This window comes from Candidatus Electronema sp. JC, assembly GCF_048287365.2.
Taxonomy (GTDB): domain Bacteria; phylum Desulfobacterota; class Desulfobulbia; order Desulfobulbales; family Desulfobulbaceae; genus Electronema.
In genome coordinates, this window is record NZ_JBLWEM020000038.1 from 21,663 (window position 1) to 47,999 (window position 26,337).

Sequence of the window (26,337 nt, forward strand, 5' to 3'; positions counted from 1 at the left end):
TTCAGTTCGCAAAGAAACGGTATTTGATGATGCAGTACAGGGCGCGGAAGCCATCCTTCAGTCCGATTTTTTTGCCTTCCTCGTAGGTGCGTCCGCTATAAGAAATACCGACCTCATAAATTCGCCAGCCACCGCGAGAAATTTTCGCGGTGATCTCGGGCTCAAAGCCGAAGCGGTTTTCTTTAATGACAATTTTCTGAATCACTTCCCGTCGAAAAACCTTGTAGCAGGTTTCCATGTCAGTCAGATTCAGGTTCGTGCACATGTTAGAAAGCAGAGTCAGAAAACGGTTGCCGACCATGTGCCAGAAATACAGCACCCGATGTGCTTCTGAGCCGACAAAACGCGAGCCATAGACCACATCCGCCTTGCCATCTAAAATTGGCTGAATCAGCTTGGGATATTCCGTCGGATCGTATTCCAAATCCGCATCCTGAATCAGAATGATGTCGCCGGTCGCCTTCGCGATGCCGGAACGAAGAGCTGCACCCTTGCCTTGATTTTTTTCATGGAACACCTTGACGAGATTGCCGCCTTGCAGCTGCTCTATCACCTGTCTGGTGCTATCAGTAGAGGCATCGTCCACAAGAATAATTTCTTTGATAAGGGGCAGCGTGACAGATTGCACCGCCTCTACCACTGCCTTTAAAGTCTGTTCTTCGTTGTAGGCTGGAATGACCACAGACAGTTTGCAGAGATATTCTTCCATCTTTTTCTTGATCATTGGATTTCTTTTTTAAAAAGAATTATCAGCAACAGCATCAAAAACAGCGGCAACACCTGCACAGTCAGCCGGTTCCACGCTGTCCCGATCTGCCAGTATATCTCGTTGGCATTGAAAAGAATAACTGTGAAGCAGCCGAGGAGAAGACCGGTTGGCAGGAGCAGCAGTGCCGCGTCTGGTCTGCGCCTGAGCACTGTTCCAAGTACGGCAAGACCAAGCCCTGCGCCAACAATGTTCCATTGCCGCACGTCCTTCCACATGCCGAAAATCGCTTCCATGGCCGGAGCAATCCGGCTAGCGGCCCGCCGCAGGCTGTTTGCATCCCAATGCTGCGGCACGGCTGCACCAAGGTCAAGATGCAGCCGCGTCCACCAGAACCACGGCAGATAGCAGAGCGTGAAGGCAAGCAGCGAGAACAGGGCATCCTTGCGCCGCCGCCCGCTCAACAGCAGCAGGCCGAGCAGTGCCGCGAAGAGCAGGCCCTCGTTTTTCGTGTGCGCGGCAGCAGCGGCGAACAGTCCGGCAAGGACGGCATCTGCCCTGCGGCCTTCTTCGCGCCGCCAGCGGAGGACGCAGGCCAAGCCGCAGGTCATCATCAGCCAGAGCGGCACTTCGGCATAGGCCCACGAGGCGAGCAGCGGCACATTGGGGATTGAGACAAAGAGGGCAGCGGCCAGCAGCCCGGCTGTGCGGCTGCCGCTCTGCGCGCTGACCGCGATGCGCATTTCCCAAACGCAGAGCAGGAGGAAGATCGCGCCCCAGCCCTTGCTCCAGCATTCTTCCCAGCCGCCCGCGAACCAGCCGGAGAAGGCCCAGACAGTCGGCCAGAGCAGCGGATAATCCGCGTGGCCGAAGCGGGTCACGTCCTCCAGCGGCCCGCTGCCAAGGGCCAGCACCTTGGCCTTGCTGCCCCAGATCGCCCAGGCATCCCAGTCATCAGGCACGACAACGACCGCCATGAGGAAGCTCCACAGCAGCCCGGCAGCGATGATGAGCAGAAGCAGGCCGGAGAATATCCGCCCGCCTCTGCTCACGCTGGCAGCATGCTGCGCCGCCCTGTCTTTCTTCTGCATGAGACTGAGGAGCGTGTTCGCAAGCAGCGTTGCCCAGCCGACAAGGGCAAGGATGATCGCCCCGCCAAAGGCCGGCTGGGCTGAGAGGAAGAAGAAGCGGGTCGGCAGGGTCAGGAGTGTGAGGAACAGGCAGGCCAGAGCCAGGGCTTCCGGCCAGGTGGCGCGTCCACGCCAGATTTTGCGGAGCAGCGCGGCCCAGCCGAGCAGGACGGCGAAGGAAAGAATCAGCCCTTTCGGTGTGGCGCGTTCCGCCGCAGGCGCGTCCGCAGGCGGCGCAGGAACAGGCTCGGCAGTCAGCACCGCCCCTTGCACTCTGAGGATGTACTCCGCGTCTTTGACTGGAATGCGGGGAATGAGCAGATACTGGACATAGGACAGCGCGTTCGCGTCACCTTTGGCCTGATAGCGGAGATCCTGCGGCCAGTGCCGCGCCAGCTCGGCGGTCTGCCCAACCAGCTCCGGGGGAATGCCTGCCCGCTGAAAGACTGTCTCCCGCTGCTGCGGAAGACTTTTGCCGAGATACAGCACCCGCTCGCGCTGCTGCCAGAGCTGGTACATTCCTGCCAAGGCGGCGAAAGTCACTGCCAGCCGGAGGAAAGTTTTTCCAGAAAGAATGAGCATTATGCTCACAGGAAATCCACGCTCACCGGGCAGTGGTCGGAGCCGTGGATATCGTTGTGAATCTCCGCCGCCCGCACCCGGCCTTGGCTTTTCGCATCCACGAGGAAGTAGTCAATCCGCCAGCCGACATTGCGCTGGCGGGCGGCGGTGCGGTAGCTCCACCAGCTGTACCGCTGCGGCTCCGGGTGGAAAAGGCGGAAGGTGTCGGCGTAGCCCGCTTGCAGGATTTCCTCCAAGCCCGCCCGCTCTTCCGGCGTGAAGCCGGGATTCTGGACATTGGCCTTCGGATTGGCCAGATCAATTTCCTTGTGCGCCACGTTGAGGTCGCCGCAGAGCAGCACGGATTTTTCCGCAGCCAAGCGGTTGATGTGGGCGAGCATGGCTCGGTTAAATTCGAGCTTGAAGGTCAGCCGCTTCAGCCCGTCTTGGGAATTGGGAAAATAGGCCGCGACAAAGTAGAAATCAGCAAACTCCAAGGTCAGCACCCGGCCTTCGCTGTCACAATCCTCCCGACCCAAGCCGTAAATCACGTTCAGCGGCTCCTTGCGGCTGAAGACCGCCACGCCGGAATAGCCTTTCTTTTTCGCCGGATGCCACCACGCCTGATAGCCGGGAATGCTCCGCGCCGCTTCCGGCAGCTGCTCAGGGAAGGCCTTGATCTCCTGCAAGGCGAAGATGTCTGCGTCAAGACGGCGGACGGCATCAAGAAAGCCTTTTTCCACAATTGCCCGCAGGCCGTTGACGTTCCATGAAACCAGCCGCAAGGCCGGTTTGTCCGCAGAGAGTTCTTTCTTCATAGGCAGCTTGCGCGGCGTAATGCCTATGCGCGGACAGATGTCCGCCAGCGGGCAGCGGTCGCAGTGGGGAAAACGCGGCTTGCACAAGGCTTGACCGAAAGCGACGAGCAAGGAGTTGATTTCCAGCCAATATGGCGCAGGTAGCTTGGCGCGGAGGGCCATTTCTGTGGCCAAAGGCGTTTCTGTCGCGACATAGCCCCAGAGGTTCATGATCCGATGAACATGGGTGTCCACGCAGATGGCGGGCTTTTTGAAGGCCACGGCAACGACGAGGTTGGCGGTTTTGCGGCCCACGCCGGGCAGGCGGATCAGCTCTTCAACCGTCTTTGGCACCTTGCCGCCAAAGTTACGCGCCAAAGCGGCGGGCAGCGCGGCCAAATATCTCGCCTTGCTGTGAAAAAAGCCGACCGGATAAATCAGCCGCTCCAGCTCGGCAATAGAGAGCTTGGCTAGGTCTTCAGCGTTCTCCGCCTGCGCAAAAAGCCGCCGGGCCGCCGCCGCTGTTACCTCGTCCTTGGTGCGGGCGGAAAGGATGGTCGCGGTCAGCACCTTGAAGGGGTCTTCGGTCTGCGCGGCGATCAGGTCAACAATCGGTGCCTGCCAGTCGGCGGCTTCCTTGCGCAGCCGGGCGACAGCCTCATTAATGGGGAAACTCATGCTGCTCCTTGGTGTTCATGGCATGTTAGCCCGCGCCGCATAGACGGCCCAGCCAAGATGCTCCTTCAAGCCTCTGCTGCTCATCTCCAGCGCGTCCGCTTGCGGCAGCCAGTCCAGAATTGAAGCGGTGCGCTCTACAAGTTGGTAGTCCGTCGCCGCTGGAATGACCTCCAGCCCCAGTCGCGCAAAGACCGCCTGCGCCCGGCGCATGTGGTACGCCGAAGTGACGAGCAGAATGCGGCGGATGCCCCGCGCCTGCAAAAGGGGCAGCGTGTTGGTGCCGTTCTCCAGCGTGTTGCGGCTGGCTGGCTCCAGCAGCATGTTCTCCGCAGGAACGCCCATGAATTCGAGTAGCTCGGCCATTGCCTCGGCCTCTGGCTGCGTGCCAGGCGGACTGCCGCCGGAGAGGATGAGCAGCGGAGCCTTGCCCGCTCTGAAGAGCCGCGCCCCGTGCACCAGCCGGTCCGCGCCGCCGTCCAAATCGGTCAGGCCGAGACCGGGCACTGCGCCCCGCGTCACGCCGCCAAGAATGACAATGGCCCCGGCCTGCGGCATCGCTTCCGCCCGCTGCGGCGGATACGGCTTTTCCAGCGGCAGCATGATCAGCTCCGCCGCTTTCCGTGTCGATGCCGCCCAGAGCAGCACGGCAGCCATGACAAGCAGCAGTCCTGCGCTCCGCCGCCTGCCGCGCCACAGCAGCAGGGCACTGCTCAGGCAGAGGAGGATGGCGAGGCTGAGAGGATAAACCAGCAGCGGCAGCAGCTTGGCGAGCAAATAGGCCATAGTTTTCGCAAAGGCGGGCGTTTTTTCGGTCATTGAACCACAGGCGGCCCGCCGCTGTCAATTCCTGCCGTTGCGCTGGAGGCGATTTCAGGGGAAAAATTGAATTTCAAAATTTTTGCTGTAAAAATTAACTCTCGCACTTGACTGCACAACAAAACCGTTGTAATATGAGTGCAGATCAACGGCGGCATAATCGCAGCGGCACAAAAACAGGAGATGAAGACATGGAATTTTTTAAACACACGGCGCAGTTACTCTGGGATGAAACAGTGAAGGCGGTGGCAGCCCTGCTGGCAGCCATGTTTCTGCCCGCCCTGCTTGACCGGGCCAAATCGGCATGGGGCGTGGTTGGCGGCAGGCTTGCGGATTTTGGCTGGTGGAAGCGGGAGAGCGTTTTGGCGGTATAATTCGTAGGGTCACGGCATGCCGTGACCCTGCGGAAACAATCAACAAATCAACATCATGAACGACATCCGCCTGCATGGCGCAGCCGTGTACAATCCGGCCTTGTCGAGCCGCGAGGAGCTGAAGGATTATTTTGTCGCCCGCACCGAGCTGCTCGACCGGATTGTTGCCGATCTTCGGCAGGAGCAGCCCGGCGGCCCGTGCCGCCACCGCCTGATTCTCGGCCTGCGCGGCATGGGCAAATCCACCTTGCTGCGGCGGATTGGCATTGCCGTGGAGGAAGACGCGGAGCTGGGCAAGTGCTGGCTGCCGCTGACTTTCCCGGAAGAGCAGTACAACATCAGCACGGCTGCCGATCTTTGGCGGAACTGCCTTGATGCCTTCTGCGACCTGCTGGAGGAGCGCGGACGCAAGGACGAGGCCGACGCGCTGGACAAGGTGGTTGATGAAGTTGAGGACGCGCTATCTCTGCTGCTGGTCGAGGCCGACAAGCTCGGCTGCCGTCTCCTCCTGCTGATGGACAACATGGATTTGATTTTGGAGCGGCTGAAGGGCGAGCAGGAGCAGCTGCGGGCGATTTTTCAGCGTGAATCCCGCCTGCTGCTGATTGCGGCGAGCACACAGCCTGTGGATGCGGACTTTTTTCATGCGACTGACGAGCTGCAAGGTTTGTCGGTGGAGGAGATGCGGGCCACGCTGCGCAAGCTGGCCGAGCTGGGCAAAACGCCGCAGGTCGCCCAGCTGCTGGATGACGACCCAGCCCGAATCAAGATCTTGCATAATCTGACCGGCGGCAATCCCCGCACCATTGTCCTGCTTTACAACGTCTTGGCGCGTGGTTTGGACGGCGACGTGCGCAGCGATTTGGAGGGCCTGCTGGATTTGGTCACGCCGCTCTACAAGGCTCGCTTTGAGGAGCTGCCGCAGCAGGCGCAGCAGTTGGTGGACGGGCTGGCGGTGAACTGGGATCCGATGACCGCCCGGCAGCTTGCGGACAAGCTGGGCTGGGATGTGAACACGGCTTCAGCGCAGCTCAACCGCTTGCAGCAGCAGGGGCATGTTGAGAAAGTTGATGCTGCTTCCGGCAAGCGGGCCGCGTTTCAGATTGGCGAACGTTTTTTCAATATTTGGTATTTGATGCGGGCCAGCCGAAGGGTGCGGCGCAAGCTGATCTGGCTGGTGCATTTTCTGCGGATGTTTTTCAGCGCAGCGGAGCTGCAAGGTCATGCGAAGAAGCTGCTGCGGGAGGACAAAAATGATGTCCGCTGGGCTGAATATAAATTGGCTTTGGCGCGGACTGTTGAAGATAAGCATTTGAAAGAAAAATTAAACCGTGATGCCTTGCGCTGTTTGCTGAGGCAGGAGAAAGACTCAAGAAAAATTGAAACAATGTTTGATCTGCAAGGAGAAGACGCAGAACTACGTCCTCTTTTGACGGATATTAAATTTAATGAATTATTGATTCAAGCGTATCAAAACTATCAACTCAAACGCTATGAGGAGGCTGAGGCTGCTTGCAGAAAAATTCTTAAAATCAAGCCGGATTATGCTGACTACTGGGGCATTCTTGGCATATTTTTATCTAACATGAAACGTTTTGACGAAGCTGAGGCAGCCTATAGAAAAGCTATAGAAATTAAGCCGGATCATGACTTTTGCTGGACAACTCTCGGCTCATTGTTGCACTACAATTTAAAACGAGTTGACGAAGCCGAAGCAGCATACAAGAAGGCTCTTGAGATTAAGCCAAATTATGATTGGTGCTGGAACAGTCTTGGCAACCTGCTACGTGAGCTGAAACGCTTTGACGAAGCGGAAATTGCGTACAGGAAAGCTCTGGAAATAAAGCCAGATAACTCTCAATATTGGTTCAATCTTGGCGTACTGCTGGAACGGCTTGAACGTTACGACGAGGCTGAGAATGCGTACAGAAAAGATATTGAGATTAAGCCAACCAGTTCACGTTATAATGCGTTTGCTTGGTTCTTATATGGACAAAAGGATAAATTTGATGAAGCGATACTCTTCGCTGAAAAAAGCGTGGAATTAGAATTCGATTTAAATCGAGTCCATACTCTTGCCACCCTACTTGTCGCCAACAACCAATGGCCAGAAGCAGAACCGCATTTTCGAGAGTTGCTCAACAAAGGCGATGACGAGTTCTTTGAAAAATACTGGCAGGACATGCTCACCTTATTCAAAGAAGCCGTTTGCACCGGCAGGGCAGCAGAAGTCCTTGCCCTGCTGGATGAATCCCCTCTTGCCGAACGCTGGCGGCCTCTGCGGGAAGCCTTGGCCGCCGCCAAAGAGGGCAGCGTCCGCTACTTGAACGGCGTTGCCCCGGAAGTGCGCCATCCCGCTTTGGAAATCCTCAAAACCATCGCCCCGGATGTGCTGCCTCCGCCTCCGCTGCAAGGCAACGCCTGATCAGCTTTGTCTGCCCGCAGCGGAATCAGGCTGATTTTTTTTCAAATTCACCTCAGCTTCCGAAGCCCGGACATAAAGCGGAGCAGCCGCCGCCGGATCGCTGCGTTCACCTCGCTCCAGCTTGTCTGCGGCAAGAAAGCCAATTTTCGCCGCGCTGGGACTGCTTAAAGCGGGCGGAATGAAGCGCAGCCCAGCAATGCGCGAGAAGATGTGCTGATATTCGGCCAGACCCGGCCCGGCGATGACCGCAGGCGGCGCAATCTTCTCCGCCAGCAATTCCGGGCGGACAGCCTCAGCCGGACTGATTTGCCCCTTCGGGCCGTAACAGGCGGCATACACCTCCTGCTTGCGGGCATCCATGACGCACCAAAGCGGGCCGTCCACAAGCGGGCAGGAAAGGGCGACGGCATCCAAGGTCGGCACACAAACGAGCGGCTTGCCAGCAGCAAAGACGATGCCTTTTGCCGCCGCCAAGCCAATGCGCAGGCCTGTGAACGAGCCGGGGCCGATGCTGACCGCGATTGCATCCAGATCACTCCAGCTTATTCCGACAGCCTGCATCACCCATTCGACGGAACCGAGCAGCTGGCGGGAATGGCTGGTTTCGGCATGAACAGCGGCCTCGGCGATCAATCTGCCGTTGCTGACTCCGCCGCGAGTCAGGGCAACGCTGCCGCAGCCTGCGGCGGTTTCAATCGAAAGGATAAGGGGAAGGCTTACATCCACCGCTGCACCAGCCGGGCAATGTCGTTGTAGAAAACAAACAGCATCAATGTGCCGAGCAGGGCCATGCCGACCTGCTGCGCCCGCATCAGGGCCATTTCACCCATCGGCTTGCGGCGGACAGCCTCAATGCTGAGAAAAACGAGGTGGCCGCCGTCGAGAATCGGAATCGGCAGCAGGTTGAGTATGCCGAGATTGACCGAGAGCAGGCCGGTGAAATGAATCAGATTGATCCAGCCCGCCTCCAGCTGCTGTCCGGCGATTTCAGCGATGCGGATCGGCCCGCCCAGCTCGGAGGCCGGAATCACCCGCTGGATCATTTTGACCAAGCCCATGACCGTGAGCACGATCATGCTCCACGTGTGCTGCAAGGCCAGCATGACCGATTCAGGCAAGGAAACTTTGCTGTACACCACATCCTCGGCGCGACTCATGCCGAGCAGGTAGCGTTCCTCGGTCGGTTCGCCGAAGATGTTTTTCACCATGTCGCGCGCCGGGGTCGCGGCGACGGTCAATTCCTCCCCGCCGCGCCGGACGCGCAGCTCCAGCTCTTTGCCGCCGGAATTGCGGATGATTTCAGAAACCTGCTCCCAAACTGTCACGGTGTTGCCGTCAATGGACAGCACGATGTCGTCTTTCTTCAGCCCGGCTTTTTCTGCCGCCGAACCGGCGGAAATCGTGCCGATCTTGGTGGTTTCCGCCAGATCAGGCCGCCCGGCGAAGACGAACATCAGCCAGAAGACCAGCACAGCGAAGAGCAGGTTGAAGAGCGGGCCGCCGAAGACGATCCAAAAGCGCTGCCCGACGGTTTTATGAGAAAACGAGACAGCTTTTTCCCCGTCAGCGATTTCCTCGCCCGGCTGCTCGCCGTACATTTTCACGTAGCCGCCGAGCGGAAAAGCCGAAAGCAGATATTCAGTCTCGCCCCACTGTTTGCCGATCAGCTTGTTGCCAAAACCGAGCGAGAAGGTCAGCACCCGCACCTTGAAGAGCTTGGCGAAGAGAAAATGGCCCAGCTCATGCACAAAAATGAGGATGCCGAGGACGAAAAGAAAAGAAAGGAGGGAATTCATGGATGTGGTTGCGTTGCAAAACGCCTGCCGCCACGCTGCTGCGGCTCAATGATGATGGTCGTGATCGCCGAGAAACAGCTCGTGATATTCCGTCTCCGCCAGATGTCGGCGCAGAATGCCGGTGAGCTTGTCAACCAAGCCGCTGATCTCCTCTTCGGCGAGACGGGGAATCAGGGCGTTCAGCAGCTCGTCGCGGCTGAAGAGGCGGAGGAAAAGAGCCAGCGACTGCTCGTCCAGCTCGCGGCTCAGGCCGAAGCAGATCTGCTCAAAGCCGGTTGCGGACTGCTGCGCGCCGCTCATCCCGCCAGTGCCTTCCAATGCACGGCGCGGCTGCGCGGGCCGTCGTATTCGCAGAAAAAAATCCGCTGCCACGCGCCGAGAAGCAGCTTGCCTTCTGTGATGATCATGGTGAGCGAGCTGCCGGTCAGCGTCGCCAGCGCATGGGCGGGCGAGTTGCCCTCGGCGTGGCGGCAGGGCCACGACGGCGGCAGGAGCTGCCCGAAAAGGCCGAGCAGATCCTGCCGCACCGCCGGGTCGCAGCCCTCATTGACGGTCAGCCCGGCAGTGGTGTGCGGATTGAAGAGGCAGAGCAGCCCCTCCTCAATGCCTGACATCGCCACCGCCTGCCGGGCCTGTCCGGTGATGTCCACAAATTCCGCCGGAGCGGCGGTGGACAGCGTGAAACAGCCTGAACGCATCAGCTTCAGCGGCCTTGCAGCTCCCAGTTGCCGTAGCTGTCGCGGCAGGCGGTGCTGCGGGTGCGCTCGGTTCTGCCTTCAATCACCGCGACAATTTCCGCTGTGCGGCAGATGCGGTTGTCCGGGCCGGTGTAGGCGGTCTGCGGGACGACCTGATACTGATTGCGGTTGTCCGGGTTGGTCCAGCTCACAGTCTGGCCGGACGGAGCTTTTTCATAGGCTTGATTGAGTTGCTGCTGGTCGTATTTGTCCATCTCGTTGCCGATGGCGTAACCCAGCATTCCGCCGACCGCCGCGCCGATCAGCGTGGCGCCGGTGTTCTTGCCGATGGCCTGTCCGGCGATCGCGCCTGCCGCAGCGCCGCCCACTCCGCCTGTCTGAGCCTTGTTGGCCATGCAGGACGAAAGCAGCAGGACAGAGAGAGCGGCAGCGACAAGATGTGATTTTTTCATAATTCCTCCAATGGAGCATATGTGTGATGTGAATTTGCCCGCAGCACGCGGCGCGGCGGAGCAGCCCGCCGAATCCGCTGATGATTTGAAGGGATTATAACCCACAGGCCGCGTTCTTTTCAATCGCAATGCGTCTTTTTTCCATCCGCGCCCTGGCTGTCCGCCCGCCTGGCCGATGAGAAAAAAGTTTAACCGGGGCATATTTTAGGCTAATCTGAGAGTCAGCACGGAGCGGAAAAAACGTCTCGCCGCTGACACCCTGCTCTTGTCAACCGCCGAGGACGCAGAATTCATAAGGAGGCCACCGTGAGACTGGGGATGAAACCCTTGCCCTTTGCCAGCGCCGAGCTGGCTGCGCAGCTGCCCAAGCGTCTGAGCCGCTTGGCCGGAGACCGGGCGCAGGAGCTGAATCTGCTGCGGGACGAGTTCGGGGGCGCAGAGAACTTGGCCAGATTTTATGTCGAGCCGCACGTGCAGGAGCGCTGCCCGGCAGACCGGCGGCGCGGTCTGCCTGCGCCCGCGCCGCGCGAACCGGCTTTTTCCGTGCTCAGCCGTTTTCTTGAAGGCGGCCAGCCTGTCTGCCGCGACGGCAGCCATCAGCTTTTTCTGCTGGCGGAAGCGGGCATGGGCAAGACTTCGCTGCTGCTGATGGTCAAGCTGCTGCAGCTGGCCGGATTCTGGCCGCCCGGCTGCCGCTGCGAGCTGTTCCGCCTTGGCCCGGACAGTCTCGCCCAGATCGCCGCTGTGGAAGGCAAGGCCGACACCGTGCTGCTGCTGGACGGCCTCAACGAAGACCGCGCCGCCCGTGGCCGCACGCAGGAGCGGCTCCGGGAGCTGGTCGAGGCGGCCTGGCCATTCCGCCGGGCACTCATCACCTGCCGCAGCCATTTTTTCCCGGAGGTGCTGGCCAACTCCGCCGGCCAGCTGCTGATCCGGGGGCTGTCCGGCTGCAATTGCTCCGTATTGCATCTCGCCCCCTTGGACCGCAGGCAGGCGCAGGCTCTGCTCCGGCGGCTGCTGCCTTGGAACGGCGCGGGCTGCCTCGGCCTGAGCGGCTTCAGCGCGGTCCGGCAGCGGACGCGGGCGGCGCAGCTGCTTGAGCAGATTGCGGAGCTGGAGCGGCAGCCCCTGCTGCTTCAGCAGATCGAGACCCTGCTGGAAGCGGCGGACGGGCGGTCAAACTGGACGACCTACACTCTGTACGAGACTCTGCTGCGCGGCTGGCTGGACCGCAAGCTGCGGACTTTGCAAGCCCAGCGTCCGGACTGCGTCCGCCTGCCGGAGCGGGCTGAGATGTTCAACGCCTGCATCCGCGTGGCCCGCTGGATGGAGCGGCAGGACCGGCAGGAGATCGCCGAGCAGGATCTTTGGGAGCTGCTCTGCGAGGATGCCAACACCTGCTGGCTGGACCGCTTTGAGCCGGACAGCTGCTCGCTGCTGCATAAGACCCCGTCGCGGGCCTTCCGCTTCAGCCATCCAACTTTCCGGGAATTTCTGCTCGCCTGCTCGCTGATCAGCGACTGCGAGCCGCCGTCCAGGCCGGTGCGGGCCACGGATCAGCTCATCCGTTTTCTGGAGCTGGCCGGCGGCTTGGCCCCTCATCTCGGCAGGCTGGATTTCTCCGGCTTCAATCTGCTCCGCTATGCGGACAGCCACGGCTCCTTTTTCAGCTGGCGGGATCAGATTCCCGGCAAAGGCGGCAGGCCGCCGTTAGACGGGCCGGAGATCATCATTCTGCCCGGAGGCCGCTTCCGCATGGGCGACATCGGCGGCATCGGGCCGGAGAACGCCCGGCCAGCTCACGAAGTGGAGCTGGACAGCTTCGGCATTGGCCGCTATCCAGTCACCTTCGCCGAATTTGACGAATTCTGCATGGCCACAGGACGGGCCAGACCTCCAGACGAGGGCTGGGGCCGCGCCCGGAGGCCGGTGGTCAACGTGAGCTGGCAGGACGCGGGCGATTACTGCGAATGGCTCTCCCGGCAGACTGGCCGGAACTACCGGCTGCCCACTGAGGCGGAGTGGGAATACGCCTGCCGGGCAGGCAGCGGCGCGGCCTACTGCTTCGGCGACGACCCCGGCCAGCTCGACCGCTATGCCTGGCATTCCGCCAATGCCGGACAAAAAACTCAGCCCGTCGGCGGCAAGCATCCCAACGCCTGGGGCCTGCACGACATGCACGGCAATGTTTGGGAATGGTGCGCGGACTGGTACGCCAAGGACGGCTACCCGGCCTGGCCGGTGCGGAATCCCGCCGGAGCCGAGCAGGGCGCAGGCCGGGTGCTGCGCGGCGGCTCTTGGGACAGCAGCGCGAAATTCGCCAGCTCCTGCTTCCGCTTCTGCCTCTCGCCCGGCCTGCGGATCATCCGGGCCGGATTCCGGGTCGCGCTGGGCGCCTGAGCGGGAAGGCAATCTGCGCCGCCCGCCTTGTTTTCGGCTGCGGTCAGCCTGATTTTCGGGTATGCTCCAGCTTGACAGCCTGCGCCGCAGGCAGCTTGCCATTTTGTAAAAAAATTCCGATGCGCTTCTCAATCATAACCCCGAATTACAACGGCGGCAGGTTTCTTGAGCAGACGCTGGCCAGTGTGACCGCGCAGACAGATGTCGGGCTGGAATACATCGTCGTCGACGGCGGCAGCGCAGATGATTCTCATGCCATCATCGCCAGACATGCGGACAAAATCGCCAAGACGATCATAGAAAAAGACACTGGCCCGGCCAATGCCATCAACAAGGGGCTGGCCGCCGCGACTGGTGACGTGCTGGCCTGGCTGAATGCCGATGACATCTATTATCCCGGCGCGCTGCGGCGGGTGCGGGAGATCTTCGAGCAGCGGCCTGACGCGGCCATCTGCTTCGGCGGCTGCCCGATTGTTGATGCGCAGGGGCAGGAAATCCGCGCCGCCATCACCCGTTTCAAGGAGAGCTTTTACCCTGTCTCCTCGCGCTTCACCTACCAGTGCATCAATTATCTCTCGCAGCCCGCGCTGTTTTTCCGCCGTTCGGCGTTCGAGCAGGCCGGGCCGCTGCGCGAGGACATGACAGCGGCCTGGGATTATGAGTTCATCCTCCGGCTGTGGCGCAGCGGCGGCGCGGCGCGGGTTCCGGGCGGGCCGCTGGCTGCTTTCCGCTGGCACGAGCAGTCTATCAGCAGCCAGCATTTCGCCCGGCAGTTCCAAGAGGAATACGAGGCGGCGCGGGCCGACGCAGGCCGCCTCGCCCCGCAGACGCTGATTCATTTTTTCGTCCGCTGGGGCATCGTCGGCATCTATTCGCTCATGGCCCGCCGGAGAAAGTCATGCGCATAGGTGTCAACACGCTGTTTCTCGTGCCCGGCGACGTGGGCGGCACCGAGATCTACCTGCGCGAGACGCTGAAGGCGATGGCCGCTCTTGCCGACGGCGACACCTTGGTTTTGTTCACCAACTGCGAGAACGACAGCCTGCTTCGGGCTGATCTGGCCGCCTTTTCCCAAGTCGAATTTCATCAAATTCCCTGCCGGGCGGCGGCGCGTCCGCTGCGGATCCTCGCCGAGCAATTCCTGCTGCCCTTCGCCGCCCGCAAAGCGCGGGCGGATGTGCTTTGGTCGCCCGGCTACACTGCTCCTGCGCTCAGTTTCTCGCCGCAGGCAGTGACGGTCTGTGATATGCAATACAAGAGTCATCCTGAAGACATGCGCTGGCTGGAGCGGCTGACCTTGGACGCGCTGGTGCGGACGGCCTGCCGCCGCTGCCAGGCAGTGCTGACCATTTCCGAGTTTTCCCGGCAGGAGGTCATCCGCTACGGCTTTGCGGCGGCGGAGAAGGTGCAGGCCACGCTGCTGGGCGTGCAGCAGGATTTCGCCCGGAACCAGCTTCCGCCAGATAAAATCGGGCAAATCTTGCGCAAACTCTGTGTCCGCCAGCCCTTCCTGCTCTGCGTGGCGCACAGCTATCCGCACAAAAATATTGATAAACTGATTGAGACCTTCGCCTTGCTGCAAGAGGCGGTTCCGCACCAGCTTGTGCTGGTCGGCAAAGGCCGCCGGGGCGAGGAGGCAGTGCGAAAGAGCCTGCTGAAGATCACACAGCCTGAGCGGGTGCTGCGCCTGAGCGGCCTGACCGAGCAGGAGCTGCGGACGCTCTATCAGGCCGCTGATCTCTTCGTGCTGCCTTCCACCTACGAAGGCTTCGGCCTGCCGGTGATTGAGGCCCTTTTGGCCGGGCTGCCGACCGTGACTGTGCGGGCGGCCTCGCTGCCGGAAGTGGGCGGCGAGGCGGCGTTCTATGTGGATGCCCCGCAGCCAGAGCTTTTGGCGGCGAAAATCAAAGAGATGCTGCAATTGTCCGCAGAGGAGCGCAGCCGCCGGGCCGAGCAGGGCAGGGCTTGGGCAGGCGCATTCACGTGGGAGCGGACAGCGGCGCAGACCTTGCGCATTTTACGCAAGATCGCGGAGGAAAAAAGATGAAAAAAGCCTTGATCAGCGGCGCGTCCGGCCAAGACGGAGCTTATCTCGCCCAGCTGCTGCTGGAGAACGGCTGCGAGGTCTATGGCGCGTCCCGCGATGCCCAGACCTGCTCTTTCGCCAATCTGCGCCGCGTCGGCATTTTTGAGCAGGTGCGGACACTGTCCATCGCGGTCAACGACTTCCGCAGCGTCCTCAACGCCTTGCAGGAGGTGGAGCCGGACGAGGTCTACAATCTTGCCGGCCAAAGCTCAGTCGGCCTTTCCTTTGAGCAGCCGGTGGAGACGCTGGAGAGCATCAGCACCGCCGCCCTCAATTTTCTTGAAGCCATCCGCTTCACGCGCAGGCCGATCCGCTTTTACAACGCCGGATCAAGCGAGTGCTTCGGCGACACCGGCGGCGCCAAGGCGGATGAGAAAACTCCTTTCCGGCCCCGCAGCCCGTATGCGGTGGCCAAGGCTTCGGCGCACTGGATCGTGGCCAACTACCGGGAAGCATATAATTTGTTCGCCTGCACCGGCATCCTCTTCAACCATGAGTCGCCGCTGCGGCCGGAACGCTTCGTCACCGGCAAGATCATCGCCGCCGCCTGCCGCATCGCCGCTGGCAGCGAGGAACAACTGCATCTGGGCAACATGAACATCCGCCGCGACTGGGGCTGGGCGCCGGACTACGTGCGGGCCATGCACCTGATGCTCCAGCAGGACAGGCCGCAGGACTACGTCATCGCCACAGGCCGCAGCCGCCCGCTGGAGGATTTTGTCCGTCTCGCCTTTGCCGAGGTCGGTCTTGACTGGCGCGAGCATGTCATCTCTGACAAAAAGCTGCTCCGCCCGACTGACATCCGCGAGGGCTGCGGCAATCCGGCCAAGGCCGAGCGCGAGCTGGGCTGGAAGGCCGCGTTCCAGCTGGAAGATGTGGTGCGGGAGATGGTGCGGGCGCGGAAGCAGGCCAGCAGCCCTTCCGTTCCGCCGCCGCAATAGGAGTTATTGGCTCGTGCAATGGGTCAGGTCTTTTTTGTCCTGCCGCATTGGCCTGATCTGTGCTATGCTTCAGCTGTCCCCTTTTCTTCATTCCTGTCTGATCATGCACGGAGGCCGAATATGCTGGAGCAGCAGCTGCGTTTCATCAAAACTTACCGGCGCGGCGCTGCGGCGCTGCTGATCCTGCTCTGCGTCAGCATCGCGGCGGCAGTTCTGAATTACTGCTATCTGCCTCCTCTGACCTTGCGGGATCTGTCTTTCCAAGAAGGCGAGCTGTTCGACCTGATCATGTCCCTGTCCGTGATGGCGGTGTTCATGGAGCGCGCGGTCGAGGCGATTCTGGTGCCGGTCAGAAGCCCGGACCGGCAGCAGATCGAGCATGAGATCGAACAGCTCCGCGCCGAGCTGGCCGAGGAGCAGGACAGCGGCGCGCGGCAGGCGTTGGTGCTGGCTGTGAAGGACAAGGAGCATGAGCTGGCGGCCTACCGCCTGAACACCGCCCGTTACGCCTACTGGCTGAGTTACGGCCTCGGCATGGCGGTCAGCTTGGTCGGCATCCGGGCGTTGAGCGGACTGATTGACCCTGACACGCTGGCTTTTCTTGTCGGGCCGCAGAAGACGCTGTTCAGCTTGGCTGATGTGGTCATCACCGGCGGGGTGATTGCAGGAGGCAGCGCGGCGGTTGACAAAATGGGCCGCAGGATCAGCAAATCGCTCCAGCTGACTTCCGCCACCGCTTCGACTTTGAAGGCCAAGAGGGAGGAATGTCCGCCGCAGGACGGCCCGGAAGGCGCCTGATTTTTTCCGGCTGCCGCATCTGCCGTCCCTTCGAGGGGCAGGCTCAGCGCCTGCCCTGTTTTCCTTTTCGCCTCTTCCTGACGGCTGCACGGCGCAGCTCCTTTTTTCCTCTCCGCCTCCAGCCGGTCCGCCCTTCTTTTTCATTGACAAATACGGGTGATGCGTTTAAGTTCCCATGCTGAGAAACAGCAGTTGAGCAGGCGGCCCGGCCTCCTTTGAGATGACAGCCGCGCGCCTGTCGCAGGGTATAGCAGTTACGATTCTGATTTTATTAAATCTCATTCCCATTAGAGGAGGAACACCCGATGGCAAAGCACGCTACGCCTTTGTTGGACGAACTGGAGAAAGGCCCGTGGCCAAGTTTCGTCACCGACATGAAGCGGCAGGCAGAGACCCACCCGGAATGCTGGGACATCCTCGGCCAGCTCGAGCTTTCCTACAAGGACAAGATCACCCACTGGAAGCACGGCGGCATCGTCGGCGTGTTCGGCTACGGCGGCGGCATCGTCGGCCGCTACTCGGATGTGCCGAAGCTCTTCCCCGGCGTTGAGCATTTCCACACCGTCCGCATCGCCCAGCCCTCCGGTCTGTACTACTCGACCAAGAACCTGCGCGCCCTGATGGATCTGTGGGACAAGTACGGCTCCGGCATGACCAACATGCACGGCTCCACCGGCGACATGATTTTCCTGGGCACCCGCACCGAGAATCTGGAGCCGCTGTTCTGGGATCTGACCCACGATCTGGAGCAGGATCTGGGCGGCTCCGGCTCCAACCTGCGCACCCCGTCCTGCTGCCTGGGCGAGTCGCGCTGCGAGTGGGCCTGCTACGACGCGCAGGATGTCTGCCACCACCTGACCATGCACTATCAGGACGAGATCCACCGTCCGGCCTTCCCCTACAAGTTCAAATTCAAATTCTCCGCCTGCCCGAACGACTGCGTGGCTTCCATCGCCCGTTCCGACTTCGCTCTGATCGGCACTTGGAAAGACGACATCCGCATTGATCAGGCGGCAGTGAAAGAGTACATCGCGGGCAACTATCCGGCCAACGCCGGCGCGCACTCAGGCCGCGACTGGGGCAAGTTCGACATTAAAAAAGAAGTGCTTGACCTCTGCCCGACCGGCTGCATGTGGATGGAAGGCGGCGAGCTGAAGATTGACAACGCCGAGTGCACCCGCTGCATGCACTGCATCAACGTCATGCCCCGCGCCCTCAAGCCGGGCAAGGAGAAGGGCGCGACGGTCTGCATCGGCGCGAAAGCCCCGATCCTCGACGGCGCCCAGTTCGCGACCATGGTCATCCCCTTCATCGAGGTCTCCAAGGAGAACGAGTACGAGAACTTGGTGGACGTGATCGAGCAGGTCTGGGACTGGTGGATGGAGGTCGGCAAGAACCGCGAGCGCGTGGGCGAGACCATGCAGCGCGTCGGCCTGCCCACCTTCCTGCGCGTGATGGAAGTGGATGCCCTGCCGCAGCATGTCAAGGAGCCGCGCTCCAACCCCTATGTCTTCTGGAAGGAAGAGGAAGTCGAGGGCGGCTGGCAGCGCGACGTGGAAGAGTTCCGCCGCAAGCACAACGCCTGACGGCCGCTGTCCTGTCCTGAATCTTGAACTATTTTCATATATAAGGAGAGTCTGCAATGGGTTACGATCCAAATAATCCAATGGAAGGCCGGATCACCGACCTTGGGCCGCGTCCGTACACCGAAATGCTGCCGCCGGTCATCGCGGCCAACAAGGGCAAGTGGGACTACCATGAGATCCTCGAGCCGGGCGTGCTGGTGCATGTGGCCGAGAGCGGCGACAAGTGCTTCACTGTCCGCGTCGGCTCCCCGCGTCTGGTGTCCATCGAGTACATCCGCGAGATCTGCGACATCGCTGACAAGCACTGCAAAGGCTATCTGCGCTTCACCACCCGCAACAACGTGGAGTTCATGACTGACTCCAAAGAGTCCTGCGACGCGCTGATTGCTGACCTGAAGGGCCGCACCACCAAGTTCCCGATTGGCGGCACCGGCGCCAGCATCACCAACATCGTCCACACCCAGGGCTGGGTGCACTGCCATACTCCGGCCACCGACGCTTCCGGCCCGGTCAAAGCGGTGATGGACGATCTGTTCGAGTACTTCGGCTCGATGGTGCTGCCCGCGCAGGTGCGCATCGCGCTGGCCTGCTGCCTGAACATGTGCGGCGCGGTGCACGCGTCGGACATCGCCATTCTCGGCATCCACCGCAAGCCGCCGATGATCGACCACAACCGCATCACCGGCGTGTGCGAGATTCCGCTGGCCATCTCCGCCTGCCCGCTGGGCGCGGTCAAGCCGGCCAAGGTGCAGGTCAACGGCCAGGAAGTGAAGTCGGTGCAGGTCAACGCCGAGCGCTGCATGTTCTGCGGCAACTGCTACACCATGTGCCCGGCCATGCCGCTGGCTGACCCGGACGGCGACGGCATCGCCATCCTCGTGGGCGGCAAGGTCTCCAACTCCAGATCCATGCCGAAGTTCTCCAAGCTGGTCGTGCCCTTCCTGCCGAACACCCCGCCGCGCTGGCCGGAGACCGTGCAGGTCATCCGCAAGATCGTCGAGGTCTATGCCAAGGACGCGCGCAAGTACGAGCGCATCGGCGAGTGGGCGGAGCGCATCGGCTGGGAGAAGTTCTTCGAGAAGTGCGAGATTCCGTTCACCGACAAGTCCATTGACGACTACCGTCTGGCCTACGACACGTGGCGGACCAGCACGCAGTTCAAGTTCACCAAAGCCACGGCTGCCTACACCAGCAAGTAAGCAGCCGCGCACACCCGGCCAGATTTTCTGGCCGGGCGTTCTCCTGACAAAACTTTTGCCGACAGGGAACCTATCATGGCAATGAGTGTTGAAGAAGTTGAGGCCAAGATCATCGAGAAGGCGACCAAGTCGCCGAAACCGCAGCTGTATATCAAAGACTTCTACGAGTGTGACACCGAACGCTCGCCGCGCGACATCAAGAAGATCGCCAACGCGCTGGTCACCAAGGGCAAGATGATGTTCTGGTCATCCGGCTCCACGACCATGTACGCGCTTCCTGCGCGGATCAAGAACGAGGAAAACGCCGAAGGCGTGAACTGAGTCACTCCTTCGTCTGAAAGGAGCGAAGCGGGAGCCGCAAGGTTTCCGCTTTTTTTATTGGCCGCGCGCATCTTTCGCCCTTGCAGCAGCCCGGTGATGCGCGCCAGGGCGAAAGATTCTTCGCCCTTACGCCGTCTCAATCATCAGCACATCCACCACCCGCCCGCCGTAGCCGCTGCGGATCATCTCCTTCAGCTCGGCATAAGCGTTCACCCGGATATTCAGGCTGCTCACTGCCGAATCAGCGAATCCTTGCAAGGTGACTGCGCCATTCGCGGTGACGCTCACCGCCGCGCCTGTCAACCATTTTTTCGCCTCAGCCGCAGGAGGCTGTGGCTGAAATTCACAGCCTCCTGTGACGGACAGAGAAACCGCTTGTGTTTTCAGGAGGACGGTGGCAGTATTGCGTTCTGAACGCATTGACTGCTTATCCGCCTGATCTTCAGGCAGACTATATCACATATTTGCACGGAGGATGGAATGAAAACAACGTTGAAGGGACTGCTGTTCTTGGCTGTGCTGCTGCTGGCTGGCGGCAGGGCGTATGCCCAGCCAACATCATGGAACTATGTCGGCGACCCAGGTTTCACTTTTGGACAAGCGAGCTACGTGAATCTCGTGATATATGGCGACTATGCCTATGTCACAATTACGGACTACAGCAAGGGCCTCAAGGCGACAACGCTTCAGAAACATGTCAACAGTACACTTCAGGTGGCGTGGGAGGTGGTCGGCACCGCTGGCTTCACGTCAGGCATGGCAACCGACATCAAGACTGCTGTTGACCATGACGGCAATATCTATATCGCCTATAAGGATGATGAAAATGGCGGCAAGGTCAGCGTGATGTGCTTCAATTGGGCTGATGCGATGGGGTGGATACCGGTCGGCCAGAGTGGTTTCACGCCAGGCACTGTAACCAGCCTTGGCTTGGCTTTTGACGGCAACGGCAATCCCTGCGTCGCGTATGGTGACGGAGCAAACAGCAACAAAGCCAGGATGAGCTGCTTCAATTCAACGGACAATACTTGGCAGCTGGCTGGAAACCCCTTTTCCACCGGCGCGGCGTATTCTTTGGACCTTGTTGCAAGCAACGGCGGGTTCGTTGCCGCCTATTCGGACTCAAACAACGGCGGCAAAGCGAGCGTGGCGGAATGGAATGGAATGCAGTGGATGCCAGTCGGCTCTGCGTCTGGCAGCACTCCAGGCCAAGCTGACATGCTCAGTCTTGTTGTCACGCCTGACTCTTTCGTTTTAGCCTATAGAGACTGGAGCAACGGCAAGAAGGGCAGCTTGCAGACATGGAACAGGAACACATGGAAGCGCCAGACCGGCATCACTCCCGGCGCGGTCGGCGGGCTTGATGCCGTCGCAGACAGCAACGGCAATCTATTGATTGCCTACAGCGACGAAACCAACGGCGGCAAGGCCAGTGTGCTGCGCTCCAACGGGACAGGCGGCTGGACGCAGGTTGGCCAGCCTGGATTCTCCTCAGACAGTGCCGAATACGTCAATATCGCCGTAGATGCCAACGACAACCCTTATGTCGGCTACAAGGATTATGGCTATGGAAGCAAAGCCAGCGTGATGACATTTGCTGATGCTGACAAGGACCACATCGCTGACCTTCAGGACAACTGTCCGAGCGTTTACAATCCTGACCAGCAGGACACAGACGGCGACGGCACAGGTGATCTTTGCGACGATGACGATGACAACGACGGTGTGCCGGATCTCTTGGACAATTGCAGGATTGTCGCCAATCCTGACCAGCAGGACACAGACGGCGACGACATAGGCGATCCCTGCGAACCGTCCAGAAACTTGCCCATTTTGAAGCTGCTGCTGGATGGCAAGCAGTGACAGAGCAAACATCCTGTCAACCCGCTCAACTGCCTGCCCCCATTTCCCGCACAAACCACCGCGCCGCCTCCGGGCTGCCGCCCCAGTGCAGGTGGACATACCCGGCCAAGGTGCGGTTGAGCAGGTAGCCCTCGGCCCTGCCGTCATCAAGGGCATAGACGCGCCGCACCTGCTCCGGCATCGGGTCAATGTCGGACCAGTGGAACTCGTGACCGTGGAGCACGCTGCCTGCCGGGCCGAGCAGGCAGTCCCCGCGCAGCTCCGCCGTGCGGTAGCCGAGCCGACGCAGCCGTTGGCCCATGCGGGCTGTCACCGGGAAGACCCCGGCCATGTCGTGCCGCCCGCCCTCGCTGTCCGCAAGTGCCTCGCAGAGATACATGAAGCCGCCGCACTCGGCATAGACCGGCCTGCCAGCGCGGGAGAAGGCCAGCACCTGCTCGCGCATTGGCTGATTGGCGGCGAGCTGGGCCGCGTGCAGCTCCGGGTAGCCGCCGCCGATGTAGAGGCCGTCCAAGCGTTCCGGCAGTGCCTTGTCATGCAGCGGACTGAAGAAGACCAGCTCGGCCCCGGCAGCGGTGAGCAGGTCGAGGTTATCTTGGTAGTAGAAGCAGAAGGCTTCATCCCGTGCCACGCCGAGGCGCACCGTGCCGACGACCGGCTCCAGCGGCGCGGCAGGCGGCGCAGCGGGCACCTGCGCCTCTCCGGCGAGCTGAATGAGGCGGTCGAGGTCAAGGTGCTGCTCGATCAGGCTGACGAGCTGCTGCCGGTTGATGTCCGCCTCCGCGCCCATGTGCAGGCCAAGATGGCGTGATGGCAGGCTGATGCCGCTCTCGCGCGGCAGCGAGCCGATGATCTCCGCCCGGCAATGCCGCCGCACCGCCTCGCTGACAAGCTGAAGATGCCTTGCGCTGCCCACTTGGTTGAAGATCACCCCGGCCAGCCGCACACGCGGATCAAGGCACTCGAAGCCCCGCAGCACCGCCGCCGCGCTCTCCGCCATTGAACGCACATCCAGCACCAGCAGCACCGGCACGCCCAGCAGCGCGGCCAGCTCTGCTGCCGAGCCGCTGCCGCCGTCAAAGAGGCCCATCACCCCTTCAATCACGGAGACAGCCGCACCGTCGGCATGACGGGCGAAGCATTGCCGCACCCAGTCCGGGCCGCACATGCGGATGTCGAGGTTGCGCGAGACCCGGCCTGTGACTGCAAGGTGCAGGCTGGGGTCAATGAAGTCCGGGCCGCATTTGAAAGGCTGCACGGTCAGGCCGCGCTGGCGCAGGGCCGACATGATGCCGAGGGTGACGGTGGTCTTGCCGCAGCCGGAATGCGTCCCGGCGATGAGGAGTGAGGGAAGGGGCATAATCATACACCAAGGCTGAGGTTGCGCCGCCACTATACGCCAAAAAGTCCGGCCTGTCATCTGCCGCCTGCGCAGTCCGCGCTGGACAATCCGCAGCCAGCGGTTTACAATAGCTGATTTTCAGACAGCTTTGAGCAACAAAGCAGATTTCCGAACAGATTTCGCAGCGGGCAAAGGACGGGCGGCAGACAAATGGAGAGCTACTGCATCGGCATTGACACCGGCGGCACCTGCACCGACGGGGTTTTGATCAGCAATTCCAGCCTTCAGGTGGCTCACTGGGTCAAGGAGCCGACCACGCACCACGACTTGGGCATCGGCGTGGGCCGTGCGCTGGAGCGGCTGCTGGCTGGTTCCGGCGTGCCGCCGGAGGCGGTGAGTCGGCTCTCGGTCTCCACCACCTTGGCCACCAACGCGGTGGTTGAGGGGCGGGGAGCGCGGGTTGGCCTGTTAGTCTTCGGCCCTGTCCGCCACTTCAAGCTGCCGGTGACGGCCAGCGTCTTCATGAAAGGCGGGCATAAGATCACCGGCGAGGAGGACGAGCCGCTGGACATCGAAGGGCTGGTGGATTCGGTGCGGGCGATCCGGGGCGAGGTGGACAGCTACGCGGTGTGCAGCGCGATGTCGATCAAAAATCCCACACACGAGCTGGTGGCCGAGGAGGCCATCGCCGTTCTTGATCCCAAGCCGGTCTTTTGCTCGCATCAGGTCAGCGGCAGTCCGGGAATGCACGGGCGGGCGGCCACCGCCTGCCTCCACGCCCGCCTGATGCCGCTGATGGTCGGCTTCCTTTCCTCAGTGCAGATTTCCATGCTCAGAACCGGCCTGAGCTGCCCGGTGACTATCATCTGCGGCAGCGGCAGAGGTGCGAGTCTGGACGAGGCGGTGCGGCGGGCGGCGATCACCGTGGCCAGCGGCCCGGCGGCCACGGCCCGCTTCGGCTGCACTGCCGGAGAGCCGACCGCGCTGGTGGTTGATGTCGGCGGCACGACCACCGATGTCTGCATGATCCGCGACAGCCACCCGGTGCTCAGCAATGAGGGCTGCCGGATCGGCCAGTGGCGGACGCATATTGAGGCAATTGACATGTACACGGCGGCCGGCGGCGGCGACTCCCACGTCATCTGCGAGAGCCGTGACAGCGGCCTCCGGCTGGCCTCGGCGCGGGTGCAGCCGCTTTGCATGACCGCCGGGCTGCCTGATCCGGAGGACTGGCTGGGCTGCGGCCTGCGCAACGCCTTGGTCATGCCGGTGGAAGGCGTGAACGAAGAGGCGGCGGTGCATGATGATGTCATGCGCTGCCTGCTTCAGCACGGCCCGCTCAGTCCGCAGGCCCTCGCCCTGAAAACCGGGGCCGCCGGAGTGCTGCTGGAAAAATGGCTGGAGCGGCTGGTCTACCGCCAGCAGATCAGGATGGTCGGTTTCACCCCGACCGACGCGCTGCATGTCCTGGGCAAACTGACCATCGGCGACCGGCGGCAGGCCGAGCAGGGAGCAGGAGCCTTGGCCGCCGCGCTGGGCATGGAGGCGGAAGCGTTCTGCCTGCGGGTGGTTGCGGAGACCGAGCAGGTCATCGAGACCATCATTCTGGATTACTTGGCCCGCAAAGCCTGGCCTGCCAGCGAGGCGGCCCCCTTCTTGACCAGCAAGGACAACCCGCTCTTCAGCCTCAGCGTGGCGGTGAAAATCCCGATCATCGGCATCGGCGCGGCCTCGCGCTGCTTCCTGCCCGCTGTGGCCGAACGGCTGCGCACCACGGTCAGCTTCCCGGATTATTACGAAGTGGGCAACGCGGTCGGCGCGGCCCTGATCGGACGCGAGGAATGCGCTGTGGCGCTGAACTGAATATGCGCGCCCTTCGGCTCCGCTCAGGGCGCTTGCAGCTCCCTGAGCGGAGCCGAAGGGAACGAACTGCGCAGGCAGGGCAAGCCTGTCTGCGGACACCATCAATTGAAGGAGGAAGAACGTCGTGAAAAAGAAGATGCTGCTTTCCGCCGCCCTGCTGGCCGCTTTGGCCGCTCCGGCAGGCGCAGTCCAAGCCGCCAGCGTCCTGCGCACTGTGGGACGGCATCCGGTTTCCGCGCCCTTGGCCACGGTCGAGGATCTGCGGGCCATGATGCGGACTATGGGCAATGACATTCAGGACGGCATGAGCCGAGCCGGGAACGCGGGCCTGTTCCCTTTGGTGCAGGCGCATATCGCCAACAATTCAGGCCAGATCGCCATAGTTGACTATCTTCCCGGCCAGCAGATTGACTGGATGCTCTTCCGCCAGAACGGACGCGGACGGGTCAAGGTGGCGCGGGATGTGACCTGGGGCGGCAGCGCGCCGTTGTCGGTCTTTGAATTTGCTGTGGAAAAGGACGGTCGGCGCTACACCTTCGCCGTGCCTTTGCAGTGCGGCAATCTGGCTTTGAAGGAGTCCGGCCCCGCGCCAGTTCAGGTGATCCAGCAGCAGGCGCCGGTGGTGCAGTACAAAGAAGTGGTGCGCCAAGTCCCGGTGCCTGGCCCGACGGTCTATGTTCCCAAAGAAGTGATCAAATACGTGGACCGGCCTGTGGTCAGGGAAGTGGTGCGGCAGGTTCCGGTGCCAGGCCCGACGGTGTATGTTGACCGCCCGGTGGTGAAGGAGGTGGTGCGGCAGGTCTCTGTTCCCGGTCCGACCGTCTATGTCCCCAAGGAAGTGATCAAATATGTGGACAAACCGGTGGAAGTGGTGAAGTATGTTGACAAGCCGGTGGTCAAGACCGTGGTGCGGAAAGTGCGTGTTCCCGGCCCGGCGAGAACCGTCTACGTGGACAGGCCGGTGGTCAAGGAAGTGGTCAAGGAGGTGCCGGGCAAGGCTGAGTGCTGCGAGTCGCCGTTCCATTTCATCGCCGACCTTGGCTGGCTGCATCAGAAGGAAGAAGATCATGTCAACTACGGCTTGGGCAGGCTGGGCGTGGAGTACGCCGCCAGCCCGCAGTTCTCCTTCTTAGCTTTGGCGGGCGGGGCGGCCAAAGCGGGCGGAGACAGCGGCGCGGATGCCTTCGTGCTGGATTTCCTTGTCCAGTACAACTTCTTCCAATGCTCCAGCAACGGCGCGACATGGTCGCCCTTCTTCGCCGGACTGGGCATCGGCGCATGGATGACCAACGGCGAGGACGAAATGCCGAGCGAGGACAGCGGCGCGGATGTCATCGCCGAGCTGGGCCTGCGCCTCTTCGGCAATCCGGCAAGCACCAGCGTGGCGATTTTCCTCGAAGGCCGGGCAGCCACCGACGAGCTGGACGAGCTGGAGGAGTATGGCCGCATCGGCGGCGGTCTGCGCTTCCGCTTCTAAGTCCTTCCGCGCTGTTTTCATGGCCGCA

The 26,337-nt window shown here is 61.4% G+C and carries 24 protein-coding genes; 13 read left to right on the top strand and 11 right to left on the bottom strand.

Annotated features, from left to right (window positions below; all coding sequences use genetic code 11):
- Position 1 precedes the first annotated feature (1 nt).
- The 4 genes from ACNKH3_RS06055 to ACNKH3_RS06070 are packed head-to-tail and all read right to left on the bottom strand — an operon-like array spanning position 2 to position 4,688.
- On the bottom strand, positions 2 to 724 hold the full coding sequence (locus ACNKH3_RS06055) for a glycosyltransferase family 2 protein (RefSeq protein WP_420208608.1): 723 nt from the start codon (positions 722 to 724) through the stop codon (positions 2 to 4).
- The gene (locus ACNKH3_RS06060; protein ID WP_420208609.1) at positions 721 to 2,418 is read right to left on the bottom strand and encodes a hypothetical protein; all 1,698 of its coding nucleotides are present in this window, start codon (positions 2,416 to 2,418) and stop codon (positions 721 to 723) included. The genes ACNKH3_RS06055 and ACNKH3_RS06060 overlap by 4 nt, the downstream gene beginning before the upstream one ends.
- 5 nt (positions 2,419 to 2,423) lie before the next feature.
- Positions 2,424 to 3,872, bottom strand: a complete 1,449-nt coding sequence (locus ACNKH3_RS06065) for an exodeoxyribonuclease III (protein WP_417916221.1) — start codon at positions 3,870 to 3,872, stop codon at positions 2,424 to 2,426.
- A gap of 15 nt (positions 3,873 to 3,887) precedes the next feature.
- Positions 3,888 to 4,688, bottom strand: coding sequence for a YdcF family protein (locus tag ACNKH3_RS06070; protein ID WP_420208610.1), 801 nt, complete (start codon positions 4,686 to 4,688; stop codon positions 3,888 to 3,890).
- Between the two features lie 191 nt (positions 4,689 to 4,879).
- Between ACNKH3_RS06070 and ACNKH3_RS06075 the strand changes: the two genes are divergently transcribed.
- Both ACNKH3_RS06075 and ACNKH3_RS06080 read left to right on the top strand, forming a co-directional pair.
- Positions 4,880 to 5,062 carry a hypothetical protein gene (locus tag ACNKH3_RS06075; RefSeq protein WP_417916223.1) on the top strand — a complete coding sequence of 61 codons (183 nt, stop codon included), beginning with the start codon at positions 4,880 to 4,882 and terminating at the stop codon, positions 5,060 to 5,062.
- Between the two features lie 55 nt (positions 5,063 to 5,117).
- A complete protein-coding gene (locus ACNKH3_RS06080; RefSeq protein WP_420208611.1) occupies positions 5,118 to 7,487 on the top strand; it encodes a tetratricopeptide repeat protein in 2,370 nt (789 codons plus the stop codon).
- On the opposite strand, the gene tsaB is transcribed toward ACNKH3_RS06080, so the two are convergent.
- From tsaB to ACNKH3_RS06105, 5 genes are read right to left on the bottom strand one after another with little or no spacing between them, the layout of a single operon-like run.
- On the bottom strand, positions 7,488 to 8,213 hold the full coding sequence (gene tsaB, locus ACNKH3_RS06085; protein WP_417916225.1) for a tRNA (adenosine(37)-N6)-threonylcarbamoyltransferase complex dimerization subunit type 1 TsaB: 726 nt from the start codon (positions 8,211 to 8,213) through the stop codon (positions 7,488 to 7,490).
- Complete coding sequence (gene rseP / locus ACNKH3_RS06090) at positions 8,204 to 9,283, bottom strand: RIP metalloprotease RseP (RefSeq protein ID WP_420208612.1); 1,080 nt, start codon at positions 9,281 to 9,283, stop codon at positions 8,204 to 8,206. Before rseP ends, tsaB begins: the two co-directional genes overlap by 10 nt.
- A 45-nt stretch (positions 9,284 to 9,328) precedes the next feature.
- Positions 9,329 to 9,583 carry a hypothetical protein gene (locus ACNKH3_RS06095; RefSeq protein ID WP_417916227.1) on the bottom strand — a complete coding sequence of 85 codons (255 nt, stop codon included), beginning with the start codon at positions 9,581 to 9,583 and terminating at the stop codon, positions 9,329 to 9,331.
- A complete protein-coding gene (locus ACNKH3_RS06100) occupies positions 9,580 to 9,981 on the bottom strand; it encodes a secondary thiamine-phosphate synthase enzyme YjbQ (RefSeq protein ID WP_417916228.1) in 402 nt (133 codons plus the stop codon). The genes ACNKH3_RS06095 and ACNKH3_RS06100 overlap by 4 nt, the downstream gene beginning before the upstream one ends.
- 5 nt (positions 9,982 to 9,986) lie before the next feature.
- Positions 9,987 to 10,433: a glycine zipper domain-containing protein gene (locus tag ACNKH3_RS06105; protein ID WP_417916229.1), complete on the bottom strand. Its 447-nt coding sequence runs from the start codon at positions 10,431 to 10,433 to the stop codon at positions 9,987 to 9,989.
- A gap of 306 nt (positions 10,434 to 10,739) precedes the next feature.
- Here ACNKH3_RS06105 and ACNKH3_RS06110 point away from each other — a divergent pair, with 306 nt between their 5' ends.
- From ACNKH3_RS06110 to ACNKH3_RS06145, 8 genes are all read left to right on the top strand, one after another.
- Positions 10,740 to 12,833, top strand: coding sequence for an SUMF1/EgtB/PvdO family nonheme iron enzyme (locus tag ACNKH3_RS06110; protein WP_417916230.1), 2,094 nt, complete (start codon positions 10,740 to 10,742; stop codon positions 12,831 to 12,833).
- A 119-nt stretch (positions 12,834 to 12,952) separates the two neighbouring features.
- Positions 12,953 to 13,741, top strand: a complete 789-nt coding sequence (locus ACNKH3_RS06115) for a glycosyltransferase family 2 protein (protein WP_420208613.1) — start codon at positions 12,953 to 12,955, stop codon at positions 13,739 to 13,741.
- Entirely contained in the window at positions 13,732 to 14,880 is a 1,149-nt protein-coding gene (locus ACNKH3_RS06120) for a glycosyltransferase family 4 protein (RefSeq protein WP_420208614.1), read from the top strand. Before ACNKH3_RS06115 ends, ACNKH3_RS06120 begins: the two co-directional genes overlap by 10 nt.
- Positions 14,877 to 15,860: a GDP-mannose 4,6-dehydratase gene (locus ACNKH3_RS06125; RefSeq protein ID WP_420208615.1), complete on the top strand. Its 984-nt coding sequence runs from the start codon at positions 14,877 to 14,879 to the stop codon at positions 15,858 to 15,860. Before ACNKH3_RS06120 ends, ACNKH3_RS06125 begins: the two co-directional genes overlap by 4 nt.
- Before the next feature lie 120 nt (positions 15,861 to 15,980).
- Positions 15,981 to 16,658, top strand: a complete 678-nt coding sequence (locus ACNKH3_RS06130) for a hypothetical protein (RefSeq protein WP_417916322.1) — start codon at positions 15,981 to 15,983, stop codon at positions 16,656 to 16,658.
- A gap of 305 nt (positions 16,659 to 16,963) precedes the next feature.
- Entirely contained in the window at positions 16,964 to 18,244 is a 1,281-nt protein-coding gene (dsrA, locus tag ACNKH3_RS06135) for a dissimilatory-type sulfite reductase subunit alpha (RefSeq protein WP_420208616.1), read from the top strand.
- Positions 18,245 to 18,300: 56 nt separating this feature from the next.
- Positions 18,301 to 19,443 carry a dissimilatory-type sulfite reductase subunit beta gene (gene dsrB / locus ACNKH3_RS06140; RefSeq protein WP_420208617.1) on the top strand — a complete coding sequence of 381 codons (1,143 nt, stop codon included), beginning with the start codon at positions 18,301 to 18,303 and terminating at the stop codon, positions 19,441 to 19,443.
- Between the two features lie 75 nt (positions 19,444 to 19,518).
- Positions 19,519 to 19,764, top strand: a complete 246-nt coding sequence (locus tag ACNKH3_RS06145; RefSeq protein ID WP_417916507.1) for a dissimilatory sulfite reductase D family protein — start codon at positions 19,519 to 19,521, stop codon at positions 19,762 to 19,764.
- A gap of 126 nt (positions 19,765 to 19,890) precedes the next feature.
- Here the strand turns inward: ACNKH3_RS06145 and ACNKH3_RS06150 are convergent, their stop codons facing one another.
- Complete coding sequence (locus ACNKH3_RS06150; protein WP_420208618.1) at positions 19,891 to 20,052, bottom strand: hypothetical protein; 162 nt, start codon at positions 20,050 to 20,052, stop codon at positions 19,891 to 19,893.
- 192 nt (positions 20,053 to 20,244) lie between these two features.
- Between ACNKH3_RS06150 and ACNKH3_RS06155 the strand changes: the two genes are divergently transcribed.
- Positions 20,245 to 21,627: a thrombospondin type 3 repeat-containing protein gene (locus tag ACNKH3_RS06155; protein ID WP_420208619.1), complete on the top strand. Its 1,383-nt coding sequence runs from the start codon at positions 20,245 to 20,247 to the stop codon at positions 21,625 to 21,627.
- Positions 21,628 to 21,652: 25 nt separating this feature from the next.
- Here the strand turns inward: ACNKH3_RS06155 and ACNKH3_RS06160 are convergent, their stop codons facing one another.
- Positions 21,653 to 22,993 carry a cobyrinate a,c-diamide synthase gene (locus ACNKH3_RS06160; protein WP_417915705.1) on the bottom strand — a complete coding sequence of 447 codons (1,341 nt, stop codon included), beginning with the start codon at positions 22,991 to 22,993 and terminating at the stop codon, positions 21,653 to 21,655.
- 186 nt (positions 22,994 to 23,179) lie between these two features.
- Here ACNKH3_RS06160 and ACNKH3_RS06165 point away from each other — a divergent pair, with 186 nt between their 5' ends.
- Both ACNKH3_RS06165 and ACNKH3_RS06170 read left to right on the top strand, forming a co-directional pair.
- Positions 23,180 to 24,832, top strand: a complete 1,653-nt coding sequence (locus ACNKH3_RS06165) for a hydantoinase/oxoprolinase N-terminal domain-containing protein (RefSeq protein WP_420208620.1) — start codon at positions 23,180 to 23,182, stop codon at positions 24,830 to 24,832.
- A 124-nt stretch (positions 24,833 to 24,956) separates the two neighbouring features.
- The gene (locus ACNKH3_RS06170; protein WP_420208621.1) at positions 24,957 to 26,309 is read left to right on the top strand and encodes an IMCp domain-containing protein; all 1,353 of its coding nucleotides are present in this window, start codon (positions 24,957 to 24,959) and stop codon (positions 26,307 to 26,309) included.
- The last annotated feature ends 28 nt before the right edge of the window (positions 26,310 to 26,337 follow it).